General features: G+C 68.3%; 14 protein-coding genes. 5 read left to right on the top strand and 9 right to left on the bottom strand.

The annotated features are described in order from the left end of the window. Window positions 1-76 precede the first annotated feature (76 nt). From GGQ80_RS06490 to miaA, 5 genes are all read right to left on the bottom strand, one after another. On the bottom strand, window positions 77-706 hold the full coding sequence (locus GGQ80_RS06490; protein ID WP_183983087.1) for a YceI family protein: 630 nt from the start codon (window positions 704-706) through the stop codon (window positions 77-79). Between the two features lie 346 nt (window positions 707-1,052). Further along, a complete protein-coding gene (ilvC, locus tag GGQ80_RS06495) occupies window positions 1,053-2,072 on the bottom strand; it encodes a ketol-acid reductoisomerase (RefSeq protein WP_183983088.1) in 1,020 nt (339 codons plus the stop codon). 160 nt (window positions 2,073-2,232) lie between these two features. After that, a complete protein-coding gene (gene ilvN, locus GGQ80_RS06500) occupies window positions 2,233-2,748 on the bottom strand; it encodes an acetolactate synthase small subunit (RefSeq protein ID WP_183983089.1) in 516 nt (171 codons plus the stop codon). 150 nt (window positions 2,749-2,898) lie between these two features. Continuing rightward, window positions 2,899-4,659, bottom strand: coding sequence for an acetolactate synthase 3 large subunit (locus GGQ80_RS06505; protein WP_183983090.1), 1,761 nt, complete (start codon window positions 4,657-4,659; stop codon window positions 2,899-2,901). A gap of 59 nt (window positions 4,660-4,718) precedes the next feature. Beyond that, window positions 4,719-5,636 (bottom strand): tRNA (adenosine(37)-N6)-dimethylallyltransferase MiaA, encoded by a 918-nt coding sequence (gene miaA, locus GGQ80_RS06510; protein ID WP_183983091.1) that lies wholly within the window; start codon window positions 5,634-5,636, stop codon window positions 4,719-4,721. 42 nt (window positions 5,637-5,678) lie between these two features. On the opposite strand from miaA, the gene serB reads away from it, so the two are divergent. The 4 genes from serB (at window position 5,679) to GGQ80_RS06530 (ending at window position 9,282) form a co-directional block, all read left to right on the top strand. Next, complete coding sequence (gene serB / locus GGQ80_RS06515; RefSeq protein ID WP_183983092.1) at window positions 5,679-6,560, top strand: phosphoserine phosphatase SerB; 882 nt, start codon at window positions 5,679-5,681, stop codon at window positions 6,558-6,560. A 95-nt stretch (window positions 6,561-6,655) separates the two neighbouring features. Next, window positions 6,656-7,387 (top strand): ParA family protein, encoded by a 732-nt coding sequence (locus tag GGQ80_RS06520; RefSeq protein WP_183983093.1) that lies wholly within the window; start codon window positions 6,656-6,658, stop codon window positions 7,385-7,387. Between the two features lie 12 nt (window positions 7,388-7,399). Then, entirely contained in the window at window positions 7,400-7,954 is a 555-nt protein-coding gene (locus GGQ80_RS06525; protein WP_183983094.1) for a hypothetical protein, read from the top strand. 11 nt (window positions 7,955-7,965) lie between these two features. Further along, on the top strand, window positions 7,966-9,282 hold the full coding sequence (locus GGQ80_RS06530) for an SPOR domain-containing protein (RefSeq protein WP_183983095.1): 1,317 nt from the start codon (window positions 7,966-7,968) through the stop codon (window positions 9,280-9,282). A 39-nt stretch (window positions 9,283-9,321) separates the two neighbouring features. On the opposite strand, the gene GGQ80_RS06535 is transcribed toward GGQ80_RS06530, so the two are convergent. Both GGQ80_RS06535 and GGQ80_RS06540 read right to left on the bottom strand, forming a co-directional pair. After that, a complete protein-coding gene (locus GGQ80_RS06535; protein ID WP_183983096.1) occupies window positions 9,322-10,530 on the bottom strand; it encodes a dihydroorotase in 1,209 nt (402 codons plus the stop codon). Beyond that, entirely contained in the window at window positions 10,527-11,516 is a 990-nt protein-coding gene (locus GGQ80_RS06540) for an aspartate carbamoyltransferase catalytic subunit (protein WP_183983097.1), read from the bottom strand. The genes GGQ80_RS06535 and GGQ80_RS06540 overlap by 4 nt, the downstream gene beginning before the upstream one ends. Window positions 11,517-11,714: 198 nt before the next feature. Between GGQ80_RS06540 and GGQ80_RS06545 the strand changes: the two genes are divergently transcribed. Beyond that, complete coding sequence (locus tag GGQ80_RS06545; RefSeq protein ID WP_183983098.1) at window positions 11,715-12,173, top strand: DUF6265 family protein; 459 nt, start codon at window positions 11,715-11,717, stop codon at window positions 12,171-12,173. Between the two features lie 72 nt (window positions 12,174-12,245). Here the strand turns inward: GGQ80_RS06545 and GGQ80_RS06550 are convergent, their stop codons facing one another. Together GGQ80_RS06550 and GGQ80_RS06555 are read right to left on the bottom strand one after the other, a co-directional pair. Further along, complete coding sequence (locus GGQ80_RS06550; protein WP_183983099.1) at window positions 12,246-12,962, bottom strand: lysophospholipid acyltransferase family protein; 717 nt, start codon at window positions 12,960-12,962, stop codon at window positions 12,246-12,248. A gap of 145 nt (window positions 12,963-13,107) precedes the next feature. Further along, window positions 13,108-13,530, bottom strand: coding sequence for a Fur family transcriptional regulator (locus tag GGQ80_RS06555; protein ID WP_183983100.1), 423 nt, complete (start codon window positions 13,528-13,530; stop codon window positions 13,108-13,110). Window positions 13,531-13,537: the final 7 nt, after the last annotated feature.

The raw sequence follows: 13,537 nt of genomic DNA on the forward strand, positions 1-13,537 counted from the left end.
GGGGGGGTGTCCAGACCCTACGTCATGCCGGCTCGAGGCCGACATGACGTGGATGTGGTAACGCGTTGAAGCTACTTCACTTCTGGAAGGCGGCGTTGATCGTCAGCTTCACCTCGTCGCTGACGATCGGCGCGGCGAGGCCGAGGCCGAAGTCGCTGCGCTTCAGCGTGCCGGTGGCGGTGAAGCCGACGTTTTCCTTGCCGCCCATCATCGCCGGCGCCTTGCCCGCGCCGTAGAATTTCGCCTGGAGCGTCACCGGCTTGGTCACGCCGTTGAGCGTCAGGTTGCCGGTGATCGTGGCCGATTCGCCCGATGCGCGCACCGCTGTCGACACGAACTTGGCGTCGGCAGGGTTGGGGCCGAAGAAGTCGGGCTTGCCGCCGTCCTTGCCGGCGCGGAACATATGCTGGGTCAGACCGGCCGCCGGATTGACCAGCTTCGACACCGGGATGGTCAGGTCGACCTTGGCGCCGCCGGGGTTCTTCGGGTCGAGCATCAGCGTGCCCGATATGTCGCCGAACATGCCCGACAGCGGGGTGAAGCCCATGTGGTCGACGGTCCACGTCACCTGGGTGTGCGCGGGGTCGGCGGTGTACGTGCCGCCGGCGACCGCGGCGACGTTGCGCGTGCCCGGCGCGGTCTGGGCGACGGTGGTCGCCGAGGCGGCGGCGAGGGCGAGGGCGGCGGCGGTCATGATCGAACGCATGGAGGTTCCTTCCTGTTGATGGCCGGGAAGGTGGGCGCGGTGCGGGGCGGTGTCGAGATGCGATTTGGAGAGGGTGTGTTTCCCGGGTTGAGCAGGTTTGCGCGTCGACGCCGATGTCGTGACGGGAAGTCGGCGCCTTCCCATCCTCCGTCATCCCGGCCTTGAGCCGGGATCCAGCTCTCCGCCAGCGACGGGGCCTCAGCTTTGGCTTAGTCGCTCGATGAACCATGGATCTCGGCTCAAGGCCGGGATGACGGAGGGGCCTCTCGATGGCGCAAGGCTTCCGCCCCCTCCGTCACGCTGCGCGTGCCACCTCCCCCTGGCGGGGGAGGATTGGGGGCAGCGATCAGTTCTTCTCCTTGTCCACCAGCTTGTTGGCGCCGATCCACGGCATCATCGCGCGCAGCTCGCTACCGACCTTTTCAATCGGATGCGCGGCAGCCTGCTTGCGCGCGGCCTTGAGCTCGGGCTGGCCGGCGCGGTTGTCGAGGACGAAGTTCTTGACGAAGCGGCCCGACTGGATGTCGGCGAGGACGCGCTTCATTTCCTTCTTTGTCTCGTCGGTGATGATGCGCGGACCCGTCGTAATGTCGCCGTACTCGGCGGTGTTGCTGATCGAGTAGCGCATGTTGGCGATGCCGCCCTCGTACAGCAGGTCGACGATCAGCTTGGTTTCGTGGAGGCACTCGAAATACGCCATCTCGGGCGCGTAGCCCGCTTCGACCAGCGTCTCGAACCCGGCCTGGATCAGGTGGGTGACGCCGCCGCACAGCACCGCCTGCTCGCCGAACAGGTCGGTTTCGCACTCCTCGCGGAAATTCGTCTCGATGATCCCCGAGCGACCGCCGCCAACGCCGCTGGCATAGGCCAGCGCGACGTCGTGGGCGTTGCCGCTGGCGTCCTGGTGGACCGCGATCAGGCAGGGGACGCCGCCGCCACGGACATACTCGCTGCGCACGGTATGGCCGGGGCCCTTGGGCGCGATCATGATGACGTCGATGTCGGCGGGCGGCTCGATCAGACCGAAGTGGACGTTGAGGCCGTGCGCGAAGGCGAGCGCGGCGCCGGGCTTCATGTTGCCCTTGAGATCAGCGTCCCAGATCGCCGCCTGGTGCTCGTCGGGCGCCAGGATCATGACGATGTCGGCCCACTGCGCCGCTTCCTTGTTCGACAGCACCTTGAAGCCGGCATCGATCGCCTTCTTCGCCGTGGCCGAGCCCTCGCGCAGCGCGATCGCAACGTCCTTCACGCCGCTGTCACGCAGGTTCTGGGCGTGAGCATGGCCCTGGCTGCCATAGCCGACGATGGCGATCTTCTTGTCGGCGATCAGGCCAAGATCGGCGTCACGATCGTAATAGACACGCATGATAGTTCCCTTTGCTTCTCTCCCTCTCCCGCCGGGAGAGGATACGAAGGCTTGGCAGCGTGCTGCCTAGCCGGAGTTGGTGAGGGCAGGGGCACTCGCTGCCCTCACCCTTCCGCGGCTTCGCCGCTCCCTCCCTCTCCCAAGGGGAGAGGGAATGAAATCAGGCCGCCTCGCGCCCGCGGCCGATGGCGACGATGCCGGTGCGGGCGACCTCGACCAGACCGACCTCGGCCATCAGCTCGACGAACTTGTCGATCTTGTCGCGGCCGCCGGTGACCTCGAACACGAAGCTCGACGTCGTCGCATCGACGACGCGGGCGCGGTAGACGTCGGCGAGCCGGAGCGCCTCGATGCGGTGATCTCCGGCGCCGGCGACCTTCACCAGCGCCAGCTCGCGCTCGACATGCTCGCCGGTCGCGGTAAGATCGGTGACGGTGTGGACGGGGACGAGCCGGTCGAGCTGCGCCAACACCTGCTCCATGACGTGCGCGGAGGCGCTGGTCACGATGGTGATGCGGCTGACCGACTTGTCCTCGGTGATCTCGGACACCGTCAGGCTCTCGATATTATAGCCGCGCGCGGTGAACAGGCCGGCGATCCGGGCGAGGATGCCCGGTTCGTTGTCGACGACGATGGCGAGCGTGTGGCGCTCGGCCGTTTCCTGCTTGATGTGCATTTCAGTGCCTCACTCCCCTCCTTGCAAGGGAGGGGTTGGGGGTGGGTCGGTGTCCGGGGGATACGGGGCAGGCTGGCAGAGCATCAAGGTAGCGCGAGCACGCTTACCCACCCCCGACCCCTCCCTTCCAGGGAGGGGAGCAGATTTGTGTCAGACCAGTGCCTTGGCCTCGTCGTCCATTTCGCCCGACACTTCGTTCGCCTGGAGGATCATCTCCGTATGCGCGGCGCCCGATGGGATCATCGGGAAGCAGTTGGCGAGCTTGGCGACGCGGCAGTCGACGACGACCGGGCCGTCATGGTCGAGCATCGCCTGGATGCCGTCGTCGAGCTCGCCCATCGTCTCGATGCGGATGCCCTTCCAGCCATAGGCTTCGGCGAGCTTTACGAAATCGGGCAGGCTGTCCGAATAGCTTTCGGCATAGCGCGAGGCATAGGTCAGTTCCTGCCATTGGCGGACCATGCCCATATATTCGTTGTTCAGGATGAAGATCTTGACCGGCAGGCGATACTGGCTCGCGGTGCCGAGCTCCTGGATGTTCATCTGGATCGACGCCTCGCCCGCGATGTCGATGACGAGCGCATTGGGGTGGCCGAGCTGCGCGCCGATCGCGGCGGGCAGCCCATAGCCCATCGTGCCGAGCCCGCCCGACGTCAGCCACTTGTTGGGCGCCTCGAAGCCGAAATGCTGCGCGGCCCACATCTGGTGCTGGCCGACCTCGGTGGTGATGATCGGGTTGCGGGCCGCGGTGGCATCGTGGAGCGCCCGGATCGCGCGCTGTGGCATGATCGCCTTGCCGTCCTCCGGAAAGTCGAGGCACTTGACCGCGCGCCAGCCGTCGATGCGGCGCGTCCATTCCGACAGGTCGGGCCGGGGGTGCTGGCGCGCCTTCCAGACATGGACCATGTCCTCGAGCGCGTGGCCGACGTCGGCGATGACGGCGAGGTCGACGCGGACGTTCTTGTTGATGCTCGACCGGTCGATGTCGATGTGGACCTTGCGGCTGTTCGGGCTGAACGCGTCGAGGCGACCCGTGACGCGATCATCGAAGCGCGAGCCGAGCGCGACGATCAGGTCGGCCTGGTTCATCGCCATATTGGCTTCGTAGGTGCCGTGCATGCCCAGCATCCCCAGCCACTGCGGCGAGGATGCGGGAAAGGCGCCGAGGCCCATCAGCGTCGAGGTGACCGGCGCGCCGGTCAGCCTGGCGAGCTCGCGCAGCAGCTGGCTGGCCGCCGGACCCGAATTGATGATGCCGCCGCCGGTGTAGAGGACCGGGCGCTCGGCCGCAGCGAGCAGGTCGACGACCGCCTCGATCTCCGACCGCTCGGCCTTGACGCGGGGGCGGTAGGTCTTGTGCTGGATCGGGCCGGGCTTGGCGTAGCGCGCGGTCGCGACCTGGACGTCCTTCGGGATGTCGACGACGACCGGGCCCGGGCGGCCGGCGGTGGCGATGTGAAATGCCTCGTAGATGACGCCGCCGAGCTTCGCTGGGTCCTTCACCAGATAATTATGCTTGGTGCAGTGGCGCGTGATGCCGACGGTATCCGCTTCCTGGAACGCGTCGGTGCCGATCAGCGCCGTTGGGACCTGGCCGGTGATGACGACCATCGGGATCGAATCGAGCAACGCGTCGGTGATGCCGGTGACGGCGTTGGTCGCGCCCGGACCCGAGGTGACGAGGACGACGCCCGGCTTCCCGGTCGAGCGGGCATAGCCTTCCGCGGCATGGGTCGCGGCCTGTTCGTGGCGGACGAGGATGTGGCGGATGCGGCCCGGCCCCTCCGGCTGGCGGAACAGCGCGTCATAAATCGGAAGGACCGCGCCGCCCGGGTAGCCGAAGATGACCTCCACGCCGAGGTCGCGCAGCGCCTGGACGAGGATGTCGGCTCCGCTCATTTCGGTCGTCACGTGTCGCTTCCTTTCGATGGAGTGGGGCGGGTAGTAGCTAGAAAAGTGCGCGTCAAGCGTTATTGGCGCAATAAAGTTACGATTTGCTGCAACGCGTCATCGGCGGTTTCGCATCGCGACCAGTTTTCCGGGGGTTGGTGGCGGAACCAGGTATATTGCCGCTTGGCATAGCGGCGCGTGTCGAGCGCCAGGCTCTCCAGCGCTTCCGATAGCGACATCCGGCCGGTCAGGTGATCGATCAGGGCCGACACGCCGATCGCACGCCGGGCGGGTGCATCCTCGCCTACGTCGCGACGGAGCATCAGTCCGGCGACCTCGTCGATCGCGCCATCGGCGATCATCGCATCGGCGCGGGCGTTGATCCGTTCGTAGAGCAGCTCGCGATCGGGCAGCAGGATGGCGGCGGCGAGATCGACGTCGTTGGCGATCCCGCCCTCGCGCTGTTTCTGCCAATGGTGGATGGGCACGCCGGTCGAGCGGACGACCTCGAGCGCGCGGGCGACGCGAGCGCTGTCGTTGGGCGACAGGCGGGCGGCGGTGATCGAATCCTCGGCGCATAGCGCCCGGTGCGCCTCACCCACGGACATAGCGCGCACCTCGGCACGGATGTCGGGGACGATCGGCGGGACGGGGGCGATGCCGTGGAGCAGCGTGCGCAGGTACAGGCCGGTGCCGCCGACCAGGATCGGGAGCCGGCCGGCCATGATCGCCTCCGCCACCGCCGCCTTCGCCTCGTCGGACCAGCGGGCGGCGGAATAGCCGGTGTCGGCGGCGTCGATATGGCCGAACAGGCGGTGGGGAACGCGTTCCTCCTCCGCCTCCGAGGGGCGGGCGGTCAGGACGCGCAGGTCGGCGTAGACCTGGCTGGCGTCGGCATTGATGACGGTGCCGCCGGTTGCCTCCGCCAGCGCGATCGCGGCGGACGACTTGCCGCTGGCGGTCGGCCCTGCGATGAGCGCGAGCTTAGGCCTGGACATCGTCACGTCCGCGCCTCGGCGTTTGCAACGGGGGGAAGCTGGTTGTTCATTGCGACCTTGATAGCATCGGATCGGCTGGGTGCGGGCGATTTGTCGGATGCCGGCGATCGGCTTGCTGCGGCAGGCTGCAGCCCGAGCAGAAGTGCTTGGATCGATGCGGAAAAAGCCGCGGACATCGTCTTCGCGATGGCGCCCAACGCCGCGCGGGCGACGCTGGAGGGGGCGTTCCTTGGCGTCGATGTCGTGGTTCAGCGGCTGGCGGAACGCGAAAAGCGGCTGATCGTCGCCGACATGGATTCGACGATGATCACGGTCGAGTGCATCGACGAGCTTGCCGATTATGCGGGAATCAAGGCCGAGGTTTCAGCGGTGACCGAGGCGGCGATGCGCGGCGAACTCGACTTCGCCGGCGCGCTCGATGCGCGGGTCGCGCTGCTGAAGGGCATGGACGAGGGCGTGATCGAACGTTGCCTGGCCGAGCGGGTGCGGATCATGCCGGGGGCAGAAGCGCTGGTGAAGACGGTGCGCGCGCGTGGTGGTCATGCGGTGCTGGTGTCGGGCGGCTTCACGCGCTTCGCCGAGCCGGTGGCAGCACGGATCGGCTTCGACCGGGCAATCGCGAACGAGTTGTTGGTCGAGGATGGCAAGCTGACGGGCACGGTGGCGAAACCGCTCGTCGATGCGGATACGAAGCTGCGGACGCTGGAGGTGATGACCGCGACGCTGAACCTGTCGCCCGACCAGGTGATGGCGGTGGGCGATGGCGCGAACGACCTGCCGATGATCCGCGCGGCGGGGCTGGGCGTCGCCTATCACGCCAAACCCATCGTCGCGGCGGCAGCGGGCGCGCGGGTCGATCATGGCGACCTGACGACGCTGCTGTACGCTCAGGGGATCGCGCGGCGGGACTGGGTGCTAGGCTGATCGCCATCGATGATTGCCATTTCGCCAACGTGTTAACCAGTCCTTAGAAGCCTGCATCCTACCTCAGCTTTCGAATAGCGGAGGTTTGAACAGCAATGCGCGTTCTTGCGATGGCGTCGCAGAAGGGCGGCTCGGGGAAGACCACCCTGTCCGGACACCTTGCCGTCCAGGCCCAGCGGGCCGGACACGGGCCGGTCGTGCTGATCGACATCGATCCTCAGGGGTCGCTGGCCGATTGGTGGAACGAACGGACCGACGAATATCCTGCCTTCGCGCAGACGACGGTGGCGCGGCTCGCGTCCGACCTCGACCTGCTGCGGCAACAGGGATTCAAGCTGGCGGTGATCGACACCCCGCCCGCGATCACGATGGCGATCCAGAGCGTCATCAACGTCGCCGAGCTGGTGATCGTGCCGACCCGACCCAGCCCGCACGACCTGCGCGCCGTCGGCGCCACGGTCGACCTGTGCGACCGTGCGGGCAAGTCGCTTATCTTCGTCGTCAATGCGGCGACGCCCAAGGCGCGGATCACCTCCGATGCGGCGATCGCGCTGTCGCAGCACGGCACGGTGGCACCGGTCACGATCCACCAGCGCACCGATTTCGCCGCATCGATGATCGACGGCCGCACCGTCATGGAATGCGAGCCCAACGGCAAGTCGGCGCAGGAAGTCGGCGAATTGTGGACCTATATCGCGGGCAAGCTGGAAAAGAATTTCCGCCGTACCGTGTTCCACGCACCGACGCCGACGCTCGGTGCGGGGCCCGGCACCGGCTTTGCGCCGCGTCCGGCCCATGGCGGCTTCGGCCGCCGCGTCGTCGGTTAAGGAGCAAGGGACATGCCCGACAAGGGACTCGCTTCCCTCAGTTCGTCGCTGCTGGCCCGCAAGGGGCAAGCCAGGCCGGCGATGCGTAGCCAGGGATTCGCCGGCTTTTCCTCGACGTCGCTCGAGGATCTCGGCTGGAACGACATGGGCACGGCTGAGCCGGTTCGCGCGCCGGCCACGGTGCTGCCGATCCAGCTGCCGGAACCGCCCGCCGACGTGGTGTCTTTCGATACCGAGCCGGCGCACGAATCCTATGAAGGCGACATTCCGCCGGTGCTGCTCCAGCGCGAGGCGCTCAACGCATCGCTGACGATCCCGCCGCCCGTGAAGAGCGTGTCGGTGGCGACGGCGCAGCGTCTGAAGCGCGAGACGGCGCATGCCGGCAAGGCCGCCTTCACCCTGCGTGTCGATGCCGAGCGGCACCTGAAGCTGCGCATCGCCAGCGCGATCACCAATCGATCGTCGCAGGATCTGGTGACCGAGGCGCTCGACGCGCTGGTCGGTGCCATCGCCGAGGTAGAAGCGCTGGTGGCCCAACTGCCGCGTACCAAGGCGCAAAAACGGTGAGGACGGACGCGATGGCCAGGATCATTTTCTCGCTCGGGCTGACGACGCTCGTCGTCGCCGGGTCGGTCGGCTCGACCCCGATCAACGCGGTCGAGCCGGTCAGCAAGGAGGCGCGCAAGGATGCCGCCGCCGCTGCGAGCCGCGCCGACAAGGCGCTGGTGCGGGGAGACATGATCGCGGCGATCGCCTTTGCCGAGGCTGCCGTGCGATTGTCGCCGCAGTCGGCGGATTATCGGATGACGCTGGCGCAGGGCTATCTGCGCGCCGGCCGCTTCGCGTCGGCGCGGCAGGCGTTCGCCGACGTCAACCAGCTGCGCCCCGGCAGCGCCAAGGCAGCGCTGAACCTGGCGCTGGCGCAGATCGCGACCGGCGATATCGAGGGGGCGCGGGCGACGCTGGCGCAGAACGCCGGCCTGATCCCCGTGCGCGACCTGGGACTGGCGGTAGCGCTGGCGGGTGATCCCGCGGGTGCGGTGGCGATGCTGAGCGAGGCGGCGAAGAAGCCGGGCGCGGACGCGAAGCTGCGGCAGAATTTGGCGCTGAGCCTGGCGCTGGCCGGCCAGTGGCACGGCGCGCGACTGGTGGCATCGGCGGACATGTCGCCGGCCGACGTCGACCAGCGGATGGAAGACTGGGCCGCCTTCGCCCAGCCGACCGCGGTGTCGGACCAGGTCGCGACGCTGCTCGGCGTCCGCGCGGCCAGCGACTCGGGGCAGCCGGCGGTGCTCGCGCTGACCGCGCCGCTCCATGTCGTCGCGGCACCGATCGCGACCCCGGTGGCGGCGCCGACGCCGGCGCCTGAGCCGGCGGTGCTGGTGCAGCCCGAGCCGATCCGTCCGCCGCTATTGCTCGCGGTGCCCGCCATGCCGATGGTGGTGGCGGTGACGCCGCCCACCGCGCCGCTGGTCGCGGCCCCCTCGGTGGTGCCGGTCGTCGCCTCGGTGCGCTGGGGCGCTCGGCGTGAGGTGGTGCAGCCGCTGCCGGTGCTCAGCGCGACGCGTGCCGTCGGCCGGGTCGCTGCGGCATCGGCGCCGGCGGCGAAGGGCGACTGGTATATCCAGCTCGGCGCCTATGACAGCCCGGCGGTCGCGCGGGCGAAGTGGGAGCGCTTGAAGCGGCGCTATGCGGCATTCTCGGCCTATCAGCCGATGGGCGCCAGCGTGCGCAGCCGCGACGGATCCTTCTATCGCCTGTCGGTCGGCGGACTGACTCGGCGTGACGCTGCGGCGATCTGCGGGCGCTATCGGACGAAGGGCGGATCGTGCTTCGTGCGCCGCGGCACCGGCGACCAGGCCGCGGTCTGGACGCGCTATTCGTCCAAGGGGTGATCGCCACCCGATCCTCCCCCCCCTGATGCGGGCGGATAGCTAGGCGGTGACTTCGCGGCCGCCCTTCCACACGCGAAGGACGCGGCCTTCGACGGGCAGGCCGGCAAAGGGCGTATTGCCGGCGCTGGCGAAGGCGTCGGCGTCGATCCGCCACGGTGCGGCGGGATCGAAGAGCAACAGGTCGGCGGGCTTGCCGACCTGAAGCGTGCCGGCGTCGATGCCGAGTACTGCCGCGGGATTGGCCGCGACCAGCGCGAACAGGCGCTCCATCGGGAGCAGGCCGTCGCGCACCAGAATCAGCGACAGCGCCAGCAGCGTCTCTGCCCCCGCCATGCCGGGTGCCGAATCGGCGAAGGGCAGGCGCTTCGCCTCGGGGCCTTGCGGATCGTGGCCCGAGGCGATGACGTCGATCGTGCCGTCGGCGATCGCGGCTCGGGCGGCCTGGCGATCGGCCTCGCTGCGTAACGGCGGCGAGAGGTGGGCGAAGGTGCGATAGTCGCTCATCGCGATGTCGCTGAGGTGGAGATGCGCCGGGGTGATGCCGCAGGTGACCGCGACGCCGCGACGCTTGGCGGCGCGGACGAGATCGAGCGCCGCAGCGGTCGTGACCTGGCGCAGGTGAAGGCGAGCACCGGTCTCCTCCGCCAGCATCAGGTCGCGGGCCACCGCCAGCGCCTCGGCGGCGGCGGGGGCGGCGGGGAGGCCGAGCCGAGTTGCCGTCTCGCCGCTGGTCGCGACGGCGCCGCGAGTGAGCCCGCCGTCCTCGGCATGGGCGATCACGGTCAGGCCGAGCCCGGCGGCATAGGCAAGGACACGCGCCATCACGCCTGAATCGGCGATCCAGCCACGCCCGGTGCCGACCGCGCGCGCCCCGGCGGCACGGCAGGTCGCCATCTCGGCGAGGTCGGTGCCGGCGAGACCGCGAGTGGCGGCGGCGATCGGGTGGATCCACAGGTCCGGCCGGCCGACGAGCGCGGCGCGCTGGACGATACCGGGATCGTCGAGCACCGGCGCCTGATCGGGCATCAGCCCGACGCGGACGATGCCCCCGGCGCGACAGGCGCGGGCATCGGCCGCGAACACGCCGAGGTCGACGAGCGCGGGCGCGAGGTGGCGGCCGCGGCAGTCGATCGTCTCCGCCCCTGCCGACACCGCGTCGACGATGACGCCGTCCGCGACCAGCAGGTCGCCGGTGCGGGTGCCGGCGACGGGGCAGACGATCGTCGCGTTGACGAAGCGATAGTTCATGCCCAGCCCTCCACGCCGCGCGCTTGGCGGGTCAGGACGTCGAGGCAGGCCATGCGGACGGCGACGCCCATTTCGACCTGCTCGGTGATGGCGGACTGAATGCCGTCGGCCACCGACGAGTCGATCTCGACGCCGCGGTTCATCGGCCCGGGATGCATCACCAGCGCGCCAGGCTGCGCGCGCTTCAGCCGCTCCGGCGTCAGCCCGTAGAGCGTGCGATATTCGCGGGTCGAGGGGATGTAGCCGCCCGCCATCCGCTCGTTCTGGACGCGCAGCATCATGACGACGTCGGCGCCTTCGAGCGCTTCGTCGAAATCGATGAAAGCGGTGACGCCGGTGCGCTCGATCGCGGCGGGCATCAGCGTCGGCGGCGCGCACACGCGCACCTCGGCGGCGAGCGCGGTGAGCGCCAGGATGTTCGAGCGCGCGACGCGGCTGTGGAGCACGTCGCCGCAGATCACGACGCGCTGGTTGACGATGGTGCCGCGGCGGCGGCGGATCGTCAGCGCGTCGAGCAGCGCCTGCGTCGGATGCTCGTGCCAGCCGTCGCCGGCGTTGAGCACGGGGCAGCCGACCTTGTCCGCGATCAGCCGCACCGCGCCCGACGAGCCATGGCGGATGACGATGACGTCGGCGCGCATCGCGTTGAGCGTCTGCGCGGTGTCGATCAGCGTCTCGCCCTTCTTCACCGACGATTGGGCGGCGTGCATGTTGACGACATCGGCGCCGAGCCGCTTTCCCGCGATCTCGAACGACAGCAGCGTGCGGGTGCTATTCTCGAAGAAGGCATTGATCTGGGTGAGGCCGGCCAGTCGCTTGTCGGGCGCGGCATGCGCGCGGTTCGCCTCCACCCATCCTTCCGCCTCGTCGAGGAGGAAGGTGATCTCGTGCGGCTGGAGGCCGTCAATTCCGGTGAGGTGGCGGTGCGGGAAGACGGCACCCCCGGCGATGAGGGTGGCGGGGCGGTGGTCCGAAGCGGTTGGCATCGAGGGTGCCCGGTAGCGGGGCGGGGGCTTGGGGGCAAGCGGGGGCAATTCTAGATCTCAGTAAGCTGACTTACCGGGTGGCGAACTGGCGGGCTGAGGGGTGCCGATCGTCGATGCTGAAGAAGGAAGTGTCGGTGTTCGACGCTGACGATACATTCCGTTCACCATCGCCCCATTTTATGAAGGGATGTGAGGTTCATGCTTCTGTTGTTTGCTGCGATCGCTTCATCATCGCCAGGCCAAGTCAGGGACTTGTCCTGGCTGGCCGGTCATTGGTCGGAATGCTCGTCGCGCGGCGTGACATCCGAAACCTGGACCGACGCGCGCGGCGGCGTGATGTTGGGTGTCAGCAAGGCCATCCGCGCCGGTCGTACCGACTGGGAATCGATGCGGATCGACACGGACGCGGAGGGCGTCGCTCTTTTCGCTAGTCCCAAGGGACAGCCGTCGAAGCGCTTTCGCGCCACATCCATCGCTGCCGGCTATGCCGTCTTCGAAAATACCGGCCACGACTTCCCCCAGCGCGTCATTTATACAAGGCGGGAAGATCGCCTCGTCGGCCGGATCGAGGGGACGATCAATGGTGAACCCAGATCGATAGAATGGCATTACCGCGCCGTGGCTCTCAACGACGTCTGCCCGGTTGCGACGCCTTGATCCAGGCCGGCGGTTGCTGAGGCAAAAAAGCGGTAAGCCGGCTGCTCCAGCGATACGGCCTACGCTGATCGGCTAATCTTCGCGACGAGCTTCGATCCGCGCCCGCGCCTCCGCCGCGATCGCCTTTCGGTCACCCTCGGGCGCGAACGGTTCGCGGAAGTCCAGCGTCGCGGTGAAGGTGCCGCGGCGGGCCAAGACGCGTAACGCGTGGCTTTGGCCGGGCTCGTCGCCGACCCAGGCGATCTCGTCGGTGGCGTCGCCATAGTCGATGCGGACGGGCTGAACCTTGATGCCGGGTGGGGGCGGGGAGAGGGCGGCGAGGAGCGTCGGCTTGAAGGGGAGGATGGTGTGGCCGTCTCCCGTCGTGCCTTCGGGGAAGATGGTGACGGCCCAGCCCTGGGCGAGCGCTGCGCGGAGGCGATCGATCTGGTCGGCGACGCCGAGGCGGTCGGCGCGGGCGACGAAGAGGGTGCGGTTCAGCGTGCAGAGCCAGCCGATGACGGGGACGCTTGCCAGTTCCTGCTTGGCGACGAAGACGGCGCCGGTGCGGCCGGCGAGCAGCAGGATGTCGATCCAGCTCAGATGGTTGGCAAGGAAAACGACGTCGCGGCGGAGCGGGATACCGAGCGTGCGGGTCCGCGCGCCGACGACGCGGCCGACATAGCCCAGGAACAGCCGAGGCCAGGGGGAGGGCAGGCAGAAGAGTCGCCATATCCCATGGATGATGAGGGCAATCGCCAGGCCGAGGATGATGGCGGTGAGGCGACCGATAATGCGGAGGCGGTTCATCGGCGGCCAGTCCGTCGCGCGAGATGCTGAAACGAGTTCAGCATGACGGATAATGGAACCGCAAAGCCGCGTCGTCGGTCGCTCGCTTCGCGCCGCCGGCGGGGCTTGATGCGTCTCGACGCCAGCAAAGCTGGCGACGTTCGCATCAATCCTTCCGCGCGAGGCTGACGCCGTACAATTCCATGCGATGGTCGACGAGGCGGAAGCCAAGCTTTTCGGCGATCTGCTTTTGCAGCTGCTCCAGCTCGGGGTCGACGAACTCGATGACCTTGCCGGTTTCGACGTCGATCAGGTGGTCGTGGTGCGCCTCGGGCGAGGGCTCGTAGCGGGCGCGGCCGTCGCCGAAATCGTGGCGGTCGAGGATGCCCGCCTCTTCGAACAGCCGAACGGTGCGATAGACGGTCGCAATCGAGATACCCGAGTCGATCGCCGAGGCACGCTCATAGACCTTTTCGACGTCGGGATGATCCTCGGCCTCTGACAACACGCGGGCGATCACCCGGCGCTGTTCGGTGATGCGCAGGCCCTTTTCCTGGCACAGGGCTTCGAGGTCGATCTTGCGAGGCATGGGCGGG

The sequence above is a fragment of the Sphingomonas jinjuensis genome, assembly GCF_014197105.1.
GTDB classification, from domain to species: Bacteria; Pseudomonadota; Alphaproteobacteria; order Sphingomonadales; family Sphingomonadaceae; genus Sphingomonas; species Sphingomonas jinjuensis.

Bases quoted from the DNA above. Each gene is read 5' to 3' on its own strand.
- miaA (WP_183983091.1), bottom strand. From the start codon at position 5,636: ATGTCCAGGCCTAAGCTCGCGCTCATCGCAGGGCCGACCGCCAGCGGC.
- GGQ80_RS06540 (WP_183983097.1), bottom strand. From the start codon at position 11,516: ATGCCAACCGCTTCGGACCACCGCCCCGCCACCCTCATCGCCGGGGGT.
- GGQ80_RS06545 (WP_183983098.1), top strand. From the start codon at position 11,715: ATGCTTCTGTTGTTTGCTGCGATCGCTTCATCATCGCCAGGCCAAGTC.
- GGQ80_RS06490 (WP_183983087.1), bottom strand. From the start codon at position 706: ATGCGTTCGATCATGACCGCCGCCGCCCTCGCCCTCGCCGCCGCCTCG.
- GGQ80_RS06550 (WP_183983099.1), bottom strand. From the start codon at position 12,962: ATGAACCGCCTCCGCATTATCGGTCGCCTCACCGCCATCATCCTCGGC.
- ilvC (WP_183983088.1), bottom strand. From the start codon at position 2,072: ATGCGTGTCTATTACGATCGTGACGCCGATCTTGGCCTGATCGCCGAC.
- GGQ80_RS06535 (WP_183983096.1), bottom strand. From the start codon at position 10,530: ATGAACTATCGCTTCGTCAACGCGACGATCGTCTGCCCCGTCGCCGGC.
- GGQ80_RS06555 (WP_183983100.1), bottom strand. From the start codon at position 13,530: ATGCCTCGCAAGATCGACCTCGAAGCCCTGTGCCAGGAAAAGGGCCTG.
- GGQ80_RS06530 (WP_183983095.1), top strand. From the start codon at position 7,966: ATGGCCAGGATCATTTTCTCGCTCGGGCTGACGACGCTCGTCGTCGCC.
- GGQ80_RS06520 (WP_183983093.1), top strand. From the start codon at position 6,656: ATGCGCGTTCTTGCGATGGCGTCGCAGAAGGGCGGCTCGGGGAAGACC.
- GGQ80_RS06525 (WP_183983094.1), top strand. From the start codon at position 7,400: ATGCCCGACAAGGGACTCGCTTCCCTCAGTTCGTCGCTGCTGGCCCGC.
- ilvN (WP_183983089.1), bottom strand. From the start codon at position 2,748: ATGCACATCAAGCAGGAAACGGCCGAGCGCCACACGCTCGCCATCGTC.